Annotated in this window: 13 protein-coding genes; 5 read left to right on the top strand and 8 right to left on the bottom strand. The window is 54.2% G+C overall.

From position 1 onward, the window contains the following. Positions 1-120 precede the first annotated feature (120 nt). The 3 genes from ACTJIK_RS20055 (at position 121) to ACTJIK_RS20045 (ending at position 5,444) form a co-directional block, all read left to right on the top strand. On the top strand, positions 121-1,536 hold the full coding sequence (locus tag ACTJIK_RS20055) for a PQQ-dependent sugar dehydrogenase (protein ID WP_440649317.1): 1,416 nt from the start codon (positions 121-123) through the stop codon (positions 1,534-1,536). Positions 1,537-1,763: 227 nt separating this feature from the next. Next, the gene (locus ACTJIK_RS20050; protein WP_440649316.1) at positions 1,764-3,932 is read left to right on the top strand and encodes an alpha/beta hydrolase; all 2,169 of its coding nucleotides are present in this window, start codon (positions 1,764-1,766) and stop codon (positions 3,930-3,932) included. Between the two features lie 27 nt (positions 3,933-3,959). After that, entirely contained in the window at positions 3,960-5,444 is a 1,485-nt protein-coding gene (locus tag ACTJIK_RS20045) for a glycoside hydrolase family 28 protein (protein ID WP_440649315.1), read from the top strand. A gap of 242 nt (positions 5,445-5,686) precedes the next feature. Here ACTJIK_RS20045 and ACTJIK_RS20040 read toward each other — a convergent pair whose 3' ends face one another. From ACTJIK_RS20040 to ACTJIK_RS20015, 6 genes are all read right to left on the bottom strand, one after another. Then, on the bottom strand, positions 5,687-7,270 hold the full coding sequence (locus ACTJIK_RS20040; RefSeq protein ID WP_440649314.1) for a RagB/SusD family nutrient uptake outer membrane protein: 1,584 nt from the start codon (positions 7,268-7,270) through the stop codon (positions 5,687-5,689). A 10-nt stretch (positions 7,271-7,280) separates the two neighbouring features. After that, a complete protein-coding gene (locus ACTJIK_RS20035) occupies positions 7,281-10,661 on the bottom strand; it encodes a TonB-dependent receptor (protein WP_440649313.1) in 3,381 nt (1,126 codons plus the stop codon). 148 nt (positions 10,662-10,809) lie between these two features. Then, a complete protein-coding gene (locus ACTJIK_RS20030) occupies positions 10,810-11,946 on the bottom strand; it encodes a FecR family protein (protein ID WP_440649312.1) in 1,137 nt (378 codons plus the stop codon). A gap of 84 nt (positions 11,947-12,030) precedes the next feature. After that, positions 12,031-12,615 carry an RNA polymerase sigma factor gene (locus ACTJIK_RS20025; RefSeq protein WP_440649311.1) on the bottom strand — a complete coding sequence of 195 codons (585 nt, stop codon included), beginning with the start codon at positions 12,613-12,615 and terminating at the stop codon, positions 12,031-12,033. Positions 12,616-12,820: 205 nt separating this feature from the next. Continuing rightward, positions 12,821-13,198: a hypothetical protein gene (locus tag ACTJIK_RS20020; protein ID WP_440649310.1), complete on the bottom strand. Its 378-nt coding sequence runs from the start codon at positions 13,196-13,198 to the stop codon at positions 12,821-12,823. A 185-nt stretch (positions 13,199-13,383) separates the two neighbouring features. After that, positions 13,384-15,234 carry a chloride channel protein gene (locus ACTJIK_RS20015; RefSeq protein WP_440649309.1) on the bottom strand — a complete coding sequence of 617 codons (1,851 nt, stop codon included), beginning with the start codon at positions 15,232-15,234 and terminating at the stop codon, positions 13,384-13,386. Between the two features lie 121 nt (positions 15,235-15,355). On the opposite strand from ACTJIK_RS20015, the gene ACTJIK_RS20010 reads away from it, so the two are divergent. Further along, on the top strand, positions 15,356-16,024 hold the full coding sequence (locus tag ACTJIK_RS20010; protein ID WP_440649308.1) for a Crp/Fnr family transcriptional regulator: 669 nt from the start codon (positions 15,356-15,358) through the stop codon (positions 16,022-16,024). Between the two features lie 92 nt (positions 16,025-16,116). On the opposite strand, the gene ACTJIK_RS20005 is transcribed toward ACTJIK_RS20010, so the two are convergent. Then, on the bottom strand, positions 16,117-18,042 hold the full coding sequence (locus tag ACTJIK_RS20005; protein WP_440649307.1) for a hypothetical protein: 1,926 nt from the start codon (positions 18,040-18,042) through the stop codon (positions 16,117-16,119). Between the two features lie 166 nt (positions 18,043-18,208). Next, positions 18,209-18,337, bottom strand: coding sequence for a hypothetical protein (locus tag ACTJIK_RS20000; RefSeq protein ID WP_440649306.1), 129 nt, complete (start codon positions 18,335-18,337; stop codon positions 18,209-18,211). Between the two features lie 280 nt (positions 18,338-18,617). Between ACTJIK_RS20000 and ACTJIK_RS19995 the strand changes: the two genes are divergently transcribed. Beyond that, positions 18,618-19,859 (top strand): hypothetical protein, encoded by a 1,242-nt coding sequence (locus ACTJIK_RS19995; RefSeq protein ID WP_440649305.1) that lies wholly within the window; start codon positions 18,618-18,620, stop codon positions 19,857-19,859. The last annotated feature ends 18 nt before the right edge of the window (positions 19,860-19,877 follow it).

Raw genomic sequence — 19,877 nt, 5'->3', positions numbered from 1 at the left:
GTAATATTTATTATCCCAAAAATTATTCTCTACAGCTGTTATTCACAGCAACTTCCCTGCTGCCTATTATGATTTTTTTAATCCATTTATGATTATTAACAATCTAAAATTGTGATTGCTATGAAAATCAATTCCACACAGGCTGCCGGTCTTACGCTCCGCATCACCGGCACATTTGCAGCGGCGCTGTTTGGCGCGCTGCTGCTGCATGGCTGTAAAAAATTCGACGACAAACCCAACAAAGCAGTAACCCTTCAACTCATCGCAGACAATCTTGTTTCTCCCCTCGGCGCCACCGAATCGCCGGACAACACCGGGCGGCTGTTCATCCTCGACCAGGTTGGAAAGATCTGGATCGTGGATAAGGACGGCAATAAGCTGCCCGCTCCTTTCATCGACGTTACCGGCATCATGGTGCCGCTGAACGCGGGCTACGACGAACGCGGGCTGCTGGGCTTCGCTTTCCATCCGGATTACAAGCAGAACGGGAAATTTTACATCTACTACAACCGCCCTCGGCGCGAAGGTACCAGCTTCAACAACCTTAGCCGCATCGCGGAATTTAAGGTTTCTGCAAATCCCAACATGGCAGACATGGCCTCAGAAAAAGTACTGCTGGACCTGGATGATCCACAGGGCAACCACAACGGCGGCACGCTTGCCTTCGGGCCGGACGGTTATCTCTACATCGCTATTGGCGACGGCGGTGGCGCGAACGACGTAGCGCCGGGGCACGTCATGGATTGGTACCTGCCCAACGCAGGCGGCAACGGGCAGGACATCGATTCCAACCTGTTCGGCAACATCCTCCGGATAGATGTGAACAGCGGCAGCCCCTACAGCATTCCCGCCAGCAATCCCTTTGTGGGCAAGGCCGGGAAAGATGAGATATGGGCTTACGGTTTCCGCAACCCTTTCCGTTTTTCGTTCGATATGGGCGGCAACCACTGGCTGTATGCCGGCGATGCGGGCCAGGTGCTGTATGAAGAAATTGATGTGGTAACGAAAGGCGGAAATTACGGATGGAACGTGAAAGAAGGCACCCATTGCTTCAACGCGGCCAACAACAGCGTAGAGCTGCCCGGATGTCCCAATGTGGACGTGTTCGGCGCAAACCTCATCGACCCGGTGATAGAGATCAACAACAGTAATAACCCGGCGGGCGGCAGGATGACCACCGTTATCGGCGGCAATGTTTACCGCGGCAACAAGATCCCGGAATTCAGGGGCAAATACCTGTTCGGCAGTTTTTCCCAGCCAGGCAATGTTCCCAATGGCGAGCTGTTTATTTCCAGCCCGCGCAGCGGGGACGGGTTATGGTCTTACACCGAAGTAACGCTGAAAGACAAACCTTCCGATCTTGGCTATTACCTCAAAGGTTTCGGGCAGGATATGGAAGGGGAAGTATACCTGACCGTTTCCAGCATGGCCGGGCCTTCCGGCAATACCGGCAAAGTATTTAAACTCGTGAAGGAAAAAGGCCACGGGCACGACGACGATGACGACGACAATCGCGGCCATGGCGGAAAAAGATAAACATACTGCCATAAATTGAGAGAAGGCTCGTTCCGGTTACGCCGGGACGGCCTTTTTTTATCGAAAAAACTTTCCCCTCCGCTACTACCATTCCCCGTTTCAATTGTCTCATAGTAATAAAAGCGCATCCCGGCAGGGTAATTGTTGCCGGAACGTCAACCAAAAGGCCGATGTCCCTTTATGAACATACCGCTCCGGCTGGAGAACGCAAACACACTATGAACAACATGAAACAGATAAGCGGCTTTTGCTGGTCCCTTGCGGCAGGTGTGATAATTCTGTCTGCCATGCAGGCAAAGGCCCAGAAAACCCAGGACCTGGATGTAACGGGCGCCTGGATGCAATATAGCGATGCACCGAACTCATTGTACCATCATCTGGCGGCTGAAGCTTTCGGTTACCTGGACAAACGGGCGAAGGAAGTGGCGGCCCTGCATTCGCTCCCCGAATGGCAGCAGCGGCAGCAATGGCTGCGGCGCAACTTGCAGGAAGCCGTGGGCGCCTTCCCTGAAAAAACCCCGCTGAACGTGAAAGTAACCGGCGTTCACCGTAAAGCCGGTTACCGGGTGGAAAACATTATTTACGAATCCATGCCCGGGCTGTATGTAACAGGCTCCCTGTTCATACCCGGCGGCCTGAAGAAAGGCGAAAAAGCCCCTGCGGTCGTATATTGCAGCGGCCATTCCGCTAACGGCTACCGTTCGCCCGCATACCAGCGGGTGATGCTGAACCTGGTGAAAAAAGGATTCATCGTGTTCGCCTTTGATCCCGTGGGGCAGGGCGAGCGGCTGGAATATTATGACACCGCCTCCCGCAAGTCGCGGCACAAATGGCCGTCGAACGAGCACTCCTACCCCGGCGTGCAGGTATTCATGACCGGCAACACGCTGGCCATGTACATGATCTGGGACGGCATCCGCGCGGTAGATCTCCTGCTCACCCGCAAAGAAACAGATCCTGCGCGGATCGCCATCACCGGGCGCTCCGGGGGCGGCACGCAAAGCGCTTACATCGCTGCTTTCGACGACAGGATCAAAGCAGTGGCGCCGGAAAATTACATCACGAACTTCAGCCGCCTTTTCCAGTCCATCGGTCCGCAGGACGCTGAGCAGAACTTCCTCAACGGCATTGCCCGCGGCCTGGACATGAACGACCTGCTGATGGTGCGCGCGCCCAAACCCGCACTGATGATCACCACCACGAGAGACATGTTCTCCATCCAGGGTTCCACCGAGGCCGCCGCGGAAGTATCCGCCATGTATGCGGCGTATGGCAAGAAGGAAGATTTTATGATGGTGACTGACGATGCACCTCATGTATCCACTAAAAAGAACAGGGAAGCCTTGTATGCTTTCCTGCAAAAACATCTCAGCCAGCCAGGCTCTCCGCTGGACGAAGAAGTACAGCCGCTGAGCGCGCAGGAATTGCAGGTTACGCCAACCGGCCAGGTGCATACCTCCATGAAAGGAGAAACCATTTTCAGCCTCAACCTTAAAACAGCGCAAAAGAAACACGAAACACTGCTGGCTGCACGGAAACAAATGCCGGCCTATCGTCCCGCCATGCTGGATGCTGCCCAGAGAATCTCCGGCTACCACGCTCCCCGAACGGATAAAGCGCCTGTATTCACTGGCCGCCTGCAAAGGGACGGTTACGTGATCGAGAAGTTTTTTATGGAAGGCGAGGGCAACTATGTGATCCCTTACCTGCTGATGAAGCCGGATCATGCCGTGAACAAAGCGATCCTCTGGCTGAGGCCCGCAGGCAAAGCTGCAGATGCTGCACTGGGCGGAGAAATGGAAAGGCTGGTGAAAAACGGATTCACCGTGCTGGCGCCTGATCTTCTGGGCACCGGCGAAACCGGCCCCGGGAAATTCATCGGCGACTCGTACATCGACAGTATTTCCTACAACCTCTGGTTCGCTTCGATCCAAACCGCCCGAAGCATCACCGGCATCCGCGCGGGCGATGTGGTGCGGCTCTCTCGTTGGCTCGGCAAAACCGGCATCACCGAAGTGTACGGCGTTGCGCTGGGTGAAATGGCGCCTGTGCTGCTGCATGCCGCGGCCTTCGATAAAAGCATTGCACGCGTGGCGCTACTCCGGCCCTGTATTTCCTGGCACTCCATCGTTTCCAGCCGCATTTACCAGTCCCGCTTTGTGCAGGGCGCAGTGGCCGGCGCCGGCGGCGTGTACGACTTACCCGATCTTGCTGCCAGCCTTGCGCCGCGCAAATTATTGATAGCAGGAGCTGTGGCCGGCAACGGCGGGCCCGTTGCCGGCGAAACGCAGGACCAGGCATTGATAGCAACAGCTTACCGCCGCGCGGCAGACCAGCTGAAAACCGCGCCGGCAGACAATATACAGGATGCGCTTACCTGGTGGCTGAAAGACTGATGTATGAATAATTAAATCCAGCAATTTATGACGAAAAAGATATGGTTCCTCTGGCTTTGTTTAACGGCACAGCACGCCATGGCGAAAGATTACCCCATCACCGCATTCGGCGCGAAGCCTGGTACGGTCAACACCGTGTCCATCAATAAAGCCGTGCAGCAATGCCATGCGGACGGCGGGGGCCGGGTGATCGTTCCCGCAGGCGTTTTCAGCTCCGGCACGATCGTGATGAAAGACAATGTGGAGCTGCACCTGCAAATGGGCGCCGTGCTGCAGGCGAGCGCCAGGCCGGAGGATTTTCCCGCGCAGCCCCAGCCTGCATACCGCTCCCAGAAAGACCCGGGCGGCTGGCATGCGCTGATCTATGCCAACGAAGCCACCAACATCGCCATCACCGGCCCCGGCACGATCGACGGCAATGGCGCCAAACACCCCGGCAATCCGAAGAACAAGCTGGGCAGCGATATGGACGGAAGGCCGCGCAACGTTCTCTTCATCTCCTGCCGCAACGTAAAAGTGGAACAGGTGAGCATGCTGAATGCAGCCATCTGGAACCAGCATTACCTGGATTGTGAAGACGTGGTGGTAGACCACGTGAACGTATACAACCACGCCAACCGAAACAACGACGGCATCGACATAGACGGCTGCCGGCGGTTCCTCCTTTCCAACTCCGTATTCGATACAGACGATGATGCGATCGTGCTGAAAAGCACCGGCGCCGCGCCCTGCGAAGATGTGGTGATCACCAACTGCATCGTTTCCAGCTTCTGCAATGCCATCAAAGCCGGCACCGAATCTACCGGCGGCTTCAGGAATATATCCGTTTCCAACTGCGTGATAAAACCCAGCCGCAACGAACACCCTCCCATCTACGGCACCCGGCGCGGCATTGCGGGTCTTTCCCTTGAAATTGTGGACGGCGGCAGGATGGAAGGCGTCAGCATCAGCAACATCACGATCAGCGGAACTGATTGCCCGTTGTTCGTAAGGCTGGGCAACCGCGCGAGGAAACATACCGCCGCCGCTGAAAACCCGCCCGTCGGCACCATGAAAAATATCGTAATCAGCAATGTGACAGCTTATGGCACAGGCAATTATTGTTCTTCCATCACGGCCATCCCCGGGCATTACGTGGAAAATGTCTCCCTGGCCAACATCCAGTTCTTTAACCGTGGCGGCCTTCAGCCCGGTAGCTATCTTCCGGGCTTCGAAGCGGTAAAGGAAGATGAAAAGGGTTACCCGCAACCAACAGCATGGAAAGAACTCCCCTCTTCCGGCCTTTTTATCAGGCATGCTAAAAACGTACAGGTAAACGGCCTCATGCTCGGCGCTTCCGCAACAGACCCGCGCACGCCGGTCATGGCGGAGGATGTGGAAGGCTTGCAGGTAGCGCAGATCGCAAGATTGACCAACTGCACGGCAGACATATTCTTCAAAGGGAAAAATGTACGCCTGGTAAAAATTGAAACGCCTTTAGGCTGGGAAAAAGAAGTAACAAAGATGGATTAGTGCCGTCATTGCGAGGAGCAGCAGAGCTACAGCGGGGGTGCGACGAAGCAATCTCCTCCGTTGAATTGAGATGGCCCAATATTCGTAGATTGCTTCGTCGCGCCTTCTGCACAAAGCCCCGCGCTGCTCCTCGCAATGACGATCACCGGTACAAACAAACGGACAATTATCCTGTGCCATAAAAAAACGGAAGAGCCGAAGCCCTTCCGTACATCTATGTCAGTTTTGGTTTAGTCTATACGCTATTTCCATAGCGGGTTTTGTTCTATCGCTTTGTTCAGCGACATTTCCAGGCTGGGTATCGGCAACAGGTTATGTTTTTCTGAAACGTTGTTGTACCCGCGGGTAGCATACCTTAGGTTGGCCGGTGCATTCAGCCCGTGATCCGCGCCCACGGCTTTCATTACGGGTACAAAAATACCCCAGCGGATAAGGTCGTGTTTCCGGAGTGACTCGAAAGTAAGTTCCCTGGCCCGTTCCTGCCGTAATACCTCAGTGAAAGCTTCCTTGTTCAGGCCGGCCAGGTCCGCTTCGGTAATATTGGTAGCATCGGGCAGCAGCTTGCCGTAACCGCGCCTGCGCACCTGGTTGATGGCGTCGTACGCGGCGGCAGAGGGGCCTCCGTTCACTTCATTGTCCGCCTCGGCAAACATCAGCAGCACATCGGAATAGCGGATGACGGGGAAATTGGTTGGGCCGTAGTCTGTACTTCTCGGCAGCACGGTTTCGTATTTCCGCCGCCACTTGGCGCAGCTCCTGGTATAAATATCCGTTGCGGCCTTGGGCACTTCTTCCGTACCACTGCTGCCACGAAAGCTGTAAGGCGCTATGTTCCAGTCGCGGCGCAGGTCGCCGGCGGCATACATTCTATACAGCGTTCCGGTGGCGCCGATCCTTTCATAGGCGTAACCCGCCACGTTATCACGGTTGAGCGTGGAAGCATAGTTCACAAACCTGCCGCCCATTTTGAGCGTGCCGGTGCTGTTGCCGTAAAATTCTATTTCCCACATCACTTCATTGTTCTGCACATCATACAGGTCCGCGGTTTCGTTGATGAACACCTGCTTGTAGTCCGGATTCAGCCGGTGAATGCCGGATTGTATCACGCTGTCTGCCCACGCGCGTGCTTCTTCATATTTGCTCACGTCCTTCAGCGGCTCGCCGGCCATTTTCAGGCATACCCTTGCCATTACGCCCATGATGGCGGTTTTAGAGATATGTACGGGTTTTCCCGTCACGGTATAGCTGTTCACCAGGTCCTTCGCGGTTTTCATATCGCTCAATATCTGGCGGAACACTTCAGCGGAGGGAGTCCTGGGATTGTCGGTATTCCGGCTGTCGTCGGTAGGGTTCAGCAGCAGCGGCACATCGCCCCACAGGCTCACCAGGTGGAAGTACATGAACGCCCTGAGGAAAAGCGCTTCGCCTTTGATCACGTTGCGCGCTTCTTCATTCATCACGGGCTTGCTGATATTGGCCAGCAGGTAATTGGCGCGGTTGATGCCCTTGTAAAGGTCGCGCCACACGGCATCTACGTATACGTCAGCGGTATTGTGGTCGTAGGCCATGGCATTGGCCGTGGCGGTGTTCTGCTTGTAAAACGCTTCGTCGCTGCCATGCGCCAGGAAAAGCGAAAGGTACAGGCCGTAGGTGGCGTCTATGGCCAGTGCATTGTATACGCCCGCCAGGGCGTCATTCAGCTCCTGCTCGGTGCTGTAATATTGTTCGGGTGAGGAAAAATCCTGCGGCCTGGTGGCCAGGAACTTTTTGCAGGAAGTGCCGGCCAGCAGTGTGATCGTAATTAACAGGACGGTTGTCTTTTTCATGTTCCTTCTTTTATAATGTCATGTTAAGGCCAAAGGTGATGGTTCTGGCGCGTGGATATACAGAGTAGTCGAAACCGGGTGTGAGCGCGGAATCGAAGGCGGACACCTCGGGGTCGAAGCCTGAATAACGCGTCCAGGTAAGCAGGTTTTGCGCGGATACATACAGGCGCAGGCTGCTCAGGCCGGCTCTTTTGATCATGGTCACCGGGAAGTTGTACCCCAGCGCCATCGTTTTCAGGCGGAGGTACGAACCGTCTTCCACCACGCGGCTGGAGTACCCAAAGTCCACCGGGCCCTGGCCGTTGGTGCGGTAATAGGTATTGTTCTGGTTCTCCGGCGTCCAGCGGTCTTTGTAAGTAGCGAACATATTCTGATGCATCCTGCCGCCGCCTTCAAATATGATGCGGTTGGCGTTGAATATCTCCTGGCCCGCAGCGAACTGGAAAAATATATTCAGGTCAAACCCTTTCCAGGAAAAGTTATTGGTGAAGCCGCCGGTGTAATCGGGATTGGGATTGCCTATCACGGTACGGTCGTCTGTATTGATCTTGCCGTCTCCATTGATGTCTTTGTATTTGATAAACCCCGGCTGCGTGGTGGCGCGGTTGGTATGATAGGTAGCCACGCCGTCTTTCAGCATATATGTACCAGGACTGGTTTCATCGAAATCGTTATACTGGTAATTGCCTTCCCAGATGTAGCCATAATATTGCGCAATAGGCGCTCCCACTTCGGCGGTGTACAGCGGCACTTTACTGAAATCGAGGTTCCAGAGAAGGATAGACAGCAGTTCACGCTGCCCTTCCGCCAGCTGCCGCACTTTGTTCCTGTTGAAAGAAATATTGAAACCCGCATTCCATTTGAGCGCCGTTTTATCCAGGATATCGCCGTTCAGCGTAAATTCCAGGCCCGAGTTCTCCACTTCGCCAATGTTCTTGAACGCATTGGAAAAGCCCATGGACGTGGGCACTTTCGCATCCAGCAACAGGTCGGAGGTTATTTTCCTGTAGGCATCCGCTTCCAGCGTCAGTCGCTGGTTGAAGAAGCCGAGGTCGAGGCCGATATTGGTCTGGCGCGTGCTTTCCCATCGCAGGCTTTTAGTGCCCAGTTCTGAAAGAATGGAAGCTTTTACCGGCTGGTTGTTGAAGCTGTATGCAGTGGCCGCGGGAAGCGTAATGGCGGAGAGATACGCGAAGTCGGACACACGGTTATTGCCCGTTACCCCATAACTTACTCGCAGCTTCGCGTTGGAGATAAATTCCAGCGGCTTCATAAATTCTTCCTCATTGATCCTCCAGGCCACGGAACCGGAAGGAAAAAAGCTCCATTTGTTGCCGTCGGAGAAACGGGAAGAGCCGTCTGCGCGGAAAGAAGCCGTCAATAAATATCTATCCCGGAAAGTATAATTGACCCTGCCGAGAAAGGAAGCGAGCGCGGACGATGAAGCGCCTGAGTTCACCGTCACGGGCGTGCCTTCGCGCAGGCCTGCTATACCCAATGCCTCGTTCGGCACCATGTTGGCCGCGTACCCGCCCAGCGAGCTTTTATTGGTTTGCACGGTAAACCCTGCCACTGCATTGAGCCGGTGAAAGCGGTTCAGTTCCTTGTTGAAGGTGAGGGTATTCTCATTCAGGTAACTGCTCCTTTCCACGAAATTCACCGAACCGTTCACCCCGTAGTTTTTGCCTGACAGTGTGTTCGGGCTGCCCTGGGCGGTTTTGCTGTTGTTGAAGGCTTCCGTTTTGATCTTTTCTTTCGTCATGCCGCCGGTAACGCGCAGCGTAAGGTATTTCCCGAACAGGTATTCGGCATACGCATTCACCATCGTGATGTCGGAGATCGTTTTCCGGTGCTCGTTCTGAACGGAGTACAGGGGATTGAACCGCATGTCCGCCAGGCCATTCACCAATTCGTCCACTTCTTCGTCTATCAGCGTTGAGCCGGAGTTGCCGGTTACAGGCCTGAAGCCCCATACGCTGTACATGAGGTTGGTGGAGAACACAGTTTCGCGGCCCACAGCGGGCATGGTACCGAATTTATCGAGGTGGCTGAGGTTGGCATTCACACCTACTTTGAAATTGCTGCTGATGGCCGTTTCCAGGTTCATGCGGCCCTGGAACCGGTCGTAGCCGGTGTTGATGATCACGCCATCCTGGTTCAGGTAGGAACCGGAGATGGAATATTTTGTTGTTTTGGTGCCTCCGCTAATGGAGATGTAATGGTTCTGCATAGGGCGTACTTTGAATATCTCGTCCTGGAGATCGAGGCCGGGCACGTTCCTGTAATCTTCAATGCTTTTGCCGTTGGCGAGATAGGCGGGATTGGCCAGTGAGCTGTCGCGCTCCACCTGGTATTTTACGAATTCATAAGGATCCATCAGTTCCATTCTCCGGATATTCTGCTGGATGCCATAGTAGCCGTTGTAAGTGACAACGGGCGGACCTTCGCGGCCTTTGCGGGTGGTGATCATCACCACGCCGTTGGCGCCCCTGGCGCCGTAGATGGCAGTGGCAGAGGCGTCTTTCAATACTTCTATGCTTACGATTTCCGCGGGATTGATCGCGTTGTTGTCCGAGTTTTCCATCGGGAAGCCGTCTACCACGTACAGCGGCGAATTGTCCTGCGTTACAGAATTGTTCCCCCTGATCACCACTTTCATTTCCGCGCCCGGCTGGCCGTCCACCGAACTCACCTGCACGCCTGCCACACGGCCTGCAAGCGCTTCTTCGAAGGAACGTACGGGCGCTTTGTGAAAATCGGCCATCTTAACAGACGAAATGGAACCGGTGAGATCGCGCCGGCGCACTTCACCGTAGCCGGTCACTACCACTTCCCGCATGGATTCCGTAGTGGCTGAAATCCTCACCACGATTTCGGGCCCGTTCACCGCTGTTTCTTTTTTTTCGTACCCAACATAGCTCACTACTATCACCGCGCCTTTCGATGCGGCGATGCGGAAGCTGCCGTTGGCGTCCGTTACGGCGCGGGCGCCGGAACCCTTTACCATCACGGAAGCGCCGATCACTTTTTCACCGCTTTTTTCATCCACTACGGTGCCGGTAATGGTACTGTCTGCCCGCTGCTGCTCAGGTGTTTCTTTTTTGCGGATAATGATCATCCGGTCGTCTATATAAAAACTGAGCGGCAACCCGGAGAGGCATTGCTGCATAGCCTGCTGAACGGTTACATTCTTTACCTGCAGGTTGATCTTGTCGATCTTGCTGATAAGGTCTTTATCGTACATAAAATCGAAGCCGCTCTGTGTGCGGATAAGCTTCAGTATCTTTTCCAGCGGCGCATTCTTTTCGTTGATGGTGATGTTCTGCGCGTAACCGGGACCGGTAGCGGCCTGCAAGGCAACGGAGATCAGCAGCCCCAGGGTAAATTTCATAAACAGCGGAAACTTTAAGGCATAGCGCAGCCGCTTACCTTTTCCGGTAATCTTTTTGAACATTCAATTGCGGTATTTTAGTTGATAAATGCCCCGGCCTTTTAATTACTGCCTTCCCGGCCGGAGCGCATCCGGTTATATATCCTGCTTACCTGATCACTTTGATCGTCCTGCCTTCCAGCTTAAACTTCACTCCTCCTGTTACTTCCAGCATTTTTAATACTTCGGCAATGCTCCTGCTCCTGGACACTTCGCCGCCTATGCGGAACGGCTTCGGGTCGTATTCATATACCACATCCACATCGTACCAGCGGGAGATGGTGCGCATGACGGTTTTAAAATCCTGCCCGTTGAAAATGAACTCCCCGTTCTTCCAGGCGGTCTCCATGTCTGTCTCGGCATTCCTGATGCTGAGCCTGCCATTCGCCAGCACAGACTGCTGGCCCGGCCGGAGCATGCTGCCGTTCACCCGCACCGCGCCTTCCAGCAGCGTGGTCTTGATATCCGGCTCGTCGTTGTAAGCGTTGATATTAAAATGTGTTCCCAATACTTCCACGGTATGGGCGTTGCTGATCACTTTAAAAGGTTTGCCCGCGTCTTTGGCCACTTCAAAATAGGCTTCGCCTGTCAGCTGCACGCTGCGTTCATCCAGCCCTGCGAAGGAAGCCGGGAACACAAGCGACGATGCGGCATTGAGCCATACGCGCGTGCCATCCGGCAGGTCTATGCGGTACTGCCCGCCGCGCGGGGTGCGGATGGTATTACGTTTCGCCGTTCCGCCGGCTGCGCCGTTCTCCGGTTCGTACAACAATTGACCGTCCTTCGTTTTGGAGATGCGGGTATCGCCCTGCCTCGCCAGCTCCCCGTCCGCAGCGTCCGTCAGCGATATCTGGTCGCCATTGCCAAGGGTTAGGATAGCCTTATTGCTGCCCGGCAGTATCTGCGGCTTTACCGCCACGGTTTCCGCCGCACCGGGGGCGGATGGTTTTTTATTGTTCAGGTAGAACATCACGCCTGTTGAAAGCAACAACAGCACTGCTGCCGCGGCGGCAGCCCTGTAGGCGGTAAACATCTTCCTGCGCACCGGTGCCGGCTGCGGGAGCCCCGCCTGCTGAAGCGTACCGGCCCAAAGCTCCGCGTCCAGGTGCTCAAACAACTGGCTGTCGTCCAGCTTCCGTTTAGCGGCTTCGGATTCATACCAGCGGTCTACCACAGCCCGCTCTGTATCGCTGGCCGTGCCCTGGATGTATCTCGTCAAAAGTTCTTCTGCCTGTTGTCGGTTCACAGTATTGGTATTAAGCCCGGAGGGCTGCTTTAATAATAAGACAATCGGAAATGAGGAAGGTAGTATCCCGGGGAGAAAAAAATTTTACCGCATGCAGGCCAGCAAAACGATCGCCACAGCACCGGAGTCTTTCAGGTTCAGCCTGATCTGTTGCAGCGATTTATGCATTTGTTTTTTTACAGTTTTATCGGATATGCCCAGGCGTCCGGCAATTTCTTTGTAGCTGAGATTTTCTTTCCTGCTGAGCTCGAATATTTCCTTCATCCTTGGCGGCAGTGCCTGTATCTCCCTTTCGATGGCGGCGGCCAGGTCTTTTTCGTCCAGCCGCTCGATGGTGGCGGTGCTGCATTCGCTGGCGAAGCTGCCCAGCGCGTCGAGATAGGCGCTGTGGAATTTGTTTTTGCGGATAAGGTTGATCACTTTATGCCTGGCGGATACATACAAATAGCCGGCGAGATTGGAATATTGCTGTTCCCGTTTTATCCATATTTCGCTGAAAACTTCCTGGATCACGTCTTTTGCTTCTTCCTCGTCCAGCAGCATTTTATAAACATGCCCGTAAATGACGCGCCAGTAACGTTCATAGATCTGCGCAAAGGCAAGCTGGTTGCCAGCCTTCAGCAAGCCGGCCAGTTCCGCGTCTGATAGTTGGCTGTATGCATGATCCATAATGTGGTTGATAAAACGCTTTAAGTAGACGGTACCCGTTTACAATATTAAAAAATTGTTTTGGTTCATTCGTCATATTTCGGCGGGGACGGCGTAACGGGGTTTGATGTCATTGCTGTTTAAACGGCTGGTCATTGCAAAATGCCCGTTGTTGCGGAGCAACGGGGGTTTGTGCAGTAGGCGCGACGAAGCAATCATTGGCTTATCACGCTCCAGGCGCTGTTTCCGCCATGGTCTTATTGGTTTCCGGCTTCGCCGGCTGGTGCTGTTGTTCCTGTTTTACCAGCCACCGCGTTGCTTTGTATTTCGGCAACACGTCGTTCATTTTTTTCTTCAGCCATTTGGATACAAGCTCGAATACAATGAACCCGATCATGATAGACACCACCCATTCCATTTTAGTGTAGGTATGTTTGTCCACCACCGTTTTGTGCGCGGTAAGGCCCCATAAATTACGGATGCTGCGGGTGGTGAAGAAGTGGGACACCAGGCGTGTGGACGCCATCCCTATTACAAATCCCAAAAAATTACCGACGTAATTATTATAAATGTATTCAACGAATTTCCGGATGACCCCGTTCATATAAATGAATTTTAACATACTAATATAATCCCTATATCCGGATTATACCAGCCTGCCGCATAAAATTCATATTGATCCCCGGATGCCGGAAGTGAGCTGATAAAAAAATGGCAGCCCCGTTAACCTGCCGGCGCTATGAACTCCGGGGTTAACGGGCTGCTCCCTTCTCACGATTGAACCATTCTTTATCTTTCTTTGCCCAGCCATTTCCTGCTGCTGACGATCAGCCTGTTCCTCCGTCTTTTTACAGAAATGGCCTGCTGGTATTGTTCCCCGGCATTGCGGTGCTTGCGGTATGCGGCAAACACCTGCGAGGCCGTCAGTATTCCCACTATCTTTAATTTATTATCTCTCTGCACTACCGGCAGGTATTCCAACCCGTAGCGGTCCATGAGCTGGATCGCTGTATCAAGGCTGCTTTCGGGGTATATCCATGTTTTGGCGGGCAGTACCAGCGAAGCGATATTGTCCGTGTCGTGCGCCTGGTACAGCTGCTGCAGGCTTACGATGCCAACAAAGCGGCGCTCGCCGTCTTCCACTACCAGCGGCAGCTGCGGGTCGCCCTCCGTGCTGAGGCGCGCTTTTACCTGCGTGGTATTTTCTTCCGGCAATGCGCTCATGAAGTTAAACGCCATACCATCCGCCACTCGCAGGTGCTGCAGCATGTCCGGCTCGTAAGCCTGCGGCGTGCTGATGCCACGGCGGCGGATCTTTTCCGTCATGATAGAGCCTTTCATCATAAAGAACGACACGAAATATGAAGCCGTGCAGGCGCCCAGCAAAGGCAGCAGCCCGTGAGCCTGCATGGTGGTTTCCAGCGCAAATACGATAGCGGTGAGCAATGCCCTTGCCGCGCCCGCAAACATGGCTGCCATGCCGATCAGCGCACAGGTAGGCAGGTTGATGCCGCTTTGCGGGAAGAAATGCATTACCAGCATGCCCAAACCCAGTCCTGCCGCGCCCCCGATCGTGAGCAGCGGCGCCAGCGTCCCCCCTGAAGTGCCGCTGCCGAGGGATACAGACCATGAGATGAATTTCAGGAAACACAATCCCAGCACCAATTGCAGCGAAACGGAACCGGTGAGCAGGTCGGTGATATTGTTATATCCAACGCCCAGCGTGTACGGCGCAAAATAACCTGTAACGCCGATAGCCACCGCGCCGATAGCGGGCCACCACATCCAGTGAACTGGCAGGTGCTCGAAGAGATCCTCGATCAGGTAAATGCTTTTGGAGATCAACGCGGAAGCCACGCCTATCACCGCTCCCATGCCGGTATACCAGATGAGCGCGCCATAAGTGGGCGCCTGTATTTCAGGCATCGCAAATACGGGTGCGGTGCCGAAGAGCAGCAGGTGCATGGCCGCGCCTGTTGCGCAGGCCAGCGCCACCGGTATAATGGAGCGGGGAGAAAATTCGAACAGTAATAATTCTATTGCCAGCAGCACAGCGGCCACCGGCGTTCCGAAAATGGCGGACATACCCGCTGTGGCGCCCGCCGTTAGCATCACTTTCCGTTCATTCGGCGAAATGCGCATGATCTGGCCTGCAAAAGAACCGAATGCGCCGCCCGTGGAAATGATAGGCCCTTCCGCCCCGAACGGGCCGCCGGTACCGATGGAAATAGCCGCGGAAAGCGGTTTCAGCAGGGTGATGATGGGTTTGATGCGGCTCTCGTTCGTGAGCACCTGCTCCATGGCTTCAGGTATGCCATGCCCGCGGATGGCCGGGGAGCCGAGCCGGGCCATCAGCCCTACGATCAGCCCGCCAACGATGGGTATGGCCAGCACCGAGATGCCTAACGCGTTGTGCGCCGGACTGGTTTCATGAAAGGAGATTTCGCCATAGAAGGCCAGGTTCGTGATCAGGCTGATCAACGCCACCAGCAGCTTTGCAATGAAACCGATGATCACGGCGTTCAGCACCGCCTGTATGCTTAAAAAAAGTACCCTGCGGGAAACGGGCCTTTCCTGCCCGGGTTGTTGCCCTTCATTCAACAAGTCGTCCAGCGAAGGTGCAACCGGTATTTTGCTCATCTTAAATCGGGATATTTCCTGCAAATATATTGCCTTGGCAATATTTTATCATAAATTTTATTTTAAACGGCACGAATAGTATTGCAATAGCAATTAATTAATTTGTTCTAATTTAGCGCCTATGAATCATCACCCGCATTGTTTCCTGCATCAGCATTGCCTGCCTGAATGGAAGGCCGCCATCGCCGCCAGTGCGCGGCTGGTGAGCTTTAAGAAAGGCGCGGTCATATTCCGCGAGGGCGACCCGGTGGAAGGTTTTTATTTCCTTCACAGTGGCAAAGTGAAGGTGCATAAACAATGGGGCGAGGAAGGCAAAGACCTGATCATCAAATTTGCCGGGGAAGGCAATATGCTGGGGCACCGCGGCCTGGTGTCCGGCGAAGTGTATCCTGTTTCGGCTACTGCCGTGGATGCGGTGGAAGCCTGTTTTATCACGCCTGAATTCTTCCGCAGCACCATGCTGGTGAATCACCAGCTGGCCTACAGCATGATACTGCTGTATGCGGATGAATTACAGCAGGCGGAACAGTCCATGCGCGACATGGTGCATATGAATGTAAAAAGCCGCATCGCCAAAAGCCTGCTGAAGCTGGAAGAGATCTTCGGAAAAGATGAAGATGGATATATCAACGGGCATCTCAGCCGGCAGGACGTGGCTTCTTTCGCCGGCACCACTTACGAAACCCTTTTCAAGACGATCAATGAATGGACGGCAGACGGGCTGGTGGCGGCATCCGGCAAACAACTGGCCATCCTCAACAAAAAGAAACTGCGGAACATCGTGCAATAAAAATATCCCGCCTGGACAGGCGGGACCTTCATTCCACATTTTTATATGACTAAGTTCCTTTGATGCAAAAACAAGCTGAGTCTGCCACCGTTCTATCTTTCCCGGACCAGGGCTGAAATTAAAGTCGTATACGTACCGGTTTCAAGGCTGAATACAGCAGTACCGTTCTTCACCGTCACCGGCCCCTCTTCTTTCATATTCTTATGCTTACCGGTTACCCACATTTTCAGCGAGCGGACTTCCGCCGGTAATCCTTCCAGCGTTACCTGCCGCGTGGTTCCGTTGTTCACCAGGTGGATAGCGTAGGTTCCCTTTGCGGGATCACCGAGGGCAGCGATGGAAATATCCTTTTTCCCGGAAACGGCTTCCAATGCTTTGAGGCCCGGCGGTGTGGATGCAAGCTGCTTCAGGTTCCAGAACCGTTGCGTGGGGCGCAGCGGGGAATTGTCGCCGAAAATGCCGCCGCCCGCCATCGGGGAATAATCCGCCGTGAGCTGCCATTGCAGGATAGATGCGGGCTGGCAGATATTGAGCAGGCGGGTATAAAGATTGATCTCTTCCCGTGCATAGGTTTCTTCTTCAAACACCTGCGGGTAACCCCATGCCTGCGCATCGATGCTGCCTTCGCCGACGATCAGCGGGAGGTTCAGCCTGGTAGCCGCTTCCGCCCATTTCTCCAGCGTAGGCTGGTCCCAGCCGCGCCAGCTATGGAATGATACTGCGCCGATGTAAGGCCGTGCCGCGGTATCCTGCATGGCGGGATCAATAAATGAATAAGTGGTGGCGTCTGAATTATCGCCCAGCAGCATTTTTGTTGCCAGGCCGCGCTGCTGCAAATGCGCGCCGAGGCCTTTGATGAATGCGGCGTGCTCCTCCCCGGTCTGCCGGATGTTGATGCCAAGGTCCGATTCGTTGAAGGAGAACATGCTGATCTTAACCCCGTATTGTTCGTCCAGGCACTGGATATAATCGCCGATGGACCGGTAGATCTCCTGTATGCTGGCGTAATCCAGCGGGTTGCCCCAAACGCCCTCCGGTGTTGGCGTGAAGCGTGGCGTGCCCACTACGGCCCATGCCGGGCCGGACCATGCGGACAATATCACCGGCATGCCCAGCTTATCCAGCCGCTGCGCCATTTCCATGGCATTTTTCACATGGGGATGCAGCCGGCCTTTGCGCGCGGAATCCAGCGGGTTGTCTGTTTTCCTGACCTGCCAGAAGCGCCAGGGCATCTCCACCCTGCCCCAGGCAATGCGCATATTACGAAGGCAATAATCGATCACTTTCGGGTCTGTTCCCGGGTTCTGCAGCCTGAAGTTCCCGCCGAAGCCGTCGAACACCCGGCCGGGACCGGCGGTGCCGATCTGCAATTTCACCGGCTGCGTGTCTGTTGTGCCGGAAGCTTCCAGTGTGAATGAACTTTTCGCGGTTTCGCCGTTGGCGAGCTTCCCGGTATGAACGGGTATGTATAGTTCAAAGTCGCCGTGGCGGTTTTGTTTCAGCTGCCATGCGCCGGGCGCCGGTAAGCTGACAATGAGCTTGCGTTCAGGCGCGTTAACAACGACACGGCTGGCACTGCCCCGGTTTCCGGCGCGCAGCGGTTGGGCCGCGGCGCTGTTTGTTTGCAGGGAGGCGAGGCCGTACCATTCTTTGGGAAGCCGGATGCAAAAATAGATCCCTTCCGCAGGCACATCCGCATTGGCTTTCACCTCAACCTGTACGCCGGCCGAACCGGCTTTAATATCCTGCACCGTTTCTGTAAAGGTCAAAGAGCCGATAGCAGTGGTTACTACCTGCTGTTTCCCTTTCCGTTCATATTTCGGGCGTTGCCTTTCCTTTCCGGTGGATATCTCCGCTTTATTTTCCGTTACCAGCCGGAGGGAAGTTTCAAATTCCATTAGCTGGCCGCTTATCCTGATGCCCCTGATATTGCCCCAGGGCGCCAGTTCTGCTTGTGCGGCGGCCGTGCCGGCACAGCAGATTAACAGGCTTATAAAACCCAGTATCCTGATCATCATATTTTATCGGGCCGTTTTGTTGGGCAGCCGTATAAAAATAAGCGGAAAAACACCTGCACAGGGTATTGTTTTGTTAAAGAATAGGTAGCGGAATGTTCTGTTTTAAACACAAAAAAGGCGGTATGCCCGTACCGCCTTCCTGTTTGCGTCAACGCTGCGCACCGTTTTAATCCCAGGCCATGAAACCTTTGTACGCAAAATAGAGGATGCCGAGGTAAACGGTGTATTTGACCAGCTTCTTTGCGATGGTATAAGCCAGCGCCAGGCGCTGATCTGTTTGTGTGGTGTTTCCCATATGCTACATCATTTTTGTAATGTAAAATTAGTCAGGCATGGGATGGCGGTATTGTACAAAAACGAACTTGCTCCGGGCAAATTCATGGATATTGTTAATAGGCAAAAATAACACGCTCGTATTAGCCATAGAAATGCTTAAAGGAATATATTTACTATCGTAACCCGTAGGCAAACAATATTCAAAGAACCAAAACAACACCCGATACCGTAAACAGTAACCGATCCTTGGCAATCTAAACCGTCTCAGCACTCTTTTTTTCTCATCTAAACACACCTGCATGAAACATTTCATTCTGGCGGCAGGATTGCTTTTTCTTAGCTCTATCGCGTCCGCACAATTAAAGGTCGGCTCCAACCCCAGCCAGATCAACAGATCTTCCATCCTTGAACTGGAAAGCACCCGACAAGGGCTTTTACTGCCCCGGATACCCGGCAGCAACCTGACCCTTGCACCGCTGAGCACCGCTCCCGACGGCATGATCATTTACGTGTCTGATTCGGCCAGCTTGTTTATCCGCAAAAACAATTTATGGCAACGGATGTCTGCAGACAGTGTGGGCAACGCCTCCAACTGGAACATCCTGGGAAACGCCGGGCTCGATTCCGCCGTTAATTTCCTTGGAAGCACCAGCCAGCAGCCGGTGATCTTCAGGACCAACAATGCGGAACGCATGAGGCTTACCGGCGGCGGCAACATCACCGTCGGCATGAATGTGATCCCCGCAGGCACCAACCAGGTACAGGTGATGGTGATAGACCAGACCACAGGCATGCTCATGCAAAGAACCATGTCTGAAGCGGCTTTCAGCAACGCTATCGTTTCGCTCAACGGCCAGCGCGATTCCGTGCAAACATTCCGTACAGACAGTGCCGTTACCACCGACCTTACCATTTCTTCCGCCGCAGGCGTGCATACCTTCAACGTTCCCACGCAGGATGGCAGCGGCTCGGTTTCCCGAGGTTTCCTTTCGTATGCGGACTGGCTGCGTTTCGACTCCTCTGCACGGTCGCAGATACTGGCAACGGCGTTCTCCAACACCGTCTCTCCCACCGGCCTCAGCCTTAGCGGCGATTCCATCAGGCTGCATGCCGCCGATGCCACCAATCCCGGCGGCGTATCTGTTACTTCGCAAACTTTCGGCGGGGCCAAGAATTTCAGGGACACGCTGAGTGTTGGCCTTGCACAAGGCACGGCAGCCAATTCCACCTTCCAGCTGAACGGCTCTATGTCTGCCAACATCACCAAAACAAATACCAATTACCCCGTTACCGAAACAGACAACACCATCCTGGCCGATGCCACCAGCGGGGCATTGACCATCACCCTGCCGCCAGTTACCAATATCAGCGGGAGGATCTATACCATCAAAAAAGTAGGAACGGGCGGGATAGACAATGCCGTCACCATTTCACCCACCGGCGGCACAATAGACGGAGGCACGAATTACATCATCTACAACGACTGGACGTTTGTAACGCTTCAAACAGACGGCACCGACTGGTATGTGATCAAAAAATAATGCCTCATCAAACAAAGT

The organism is Chitinophaga sp. 22620, assembly GCF_052044405.1.
Classification (GTDB): domain Bacteria; phylum Bacteroidota; class Bacteroidia; order Chitinophagales; family Chitinophagaceae; genus Chitinophaga.
The sequence above is the reverse complement of the archived record's forward strand: the minus strand, read 5'-3'. Positions and strand labels throughout refer to the sequence as shown.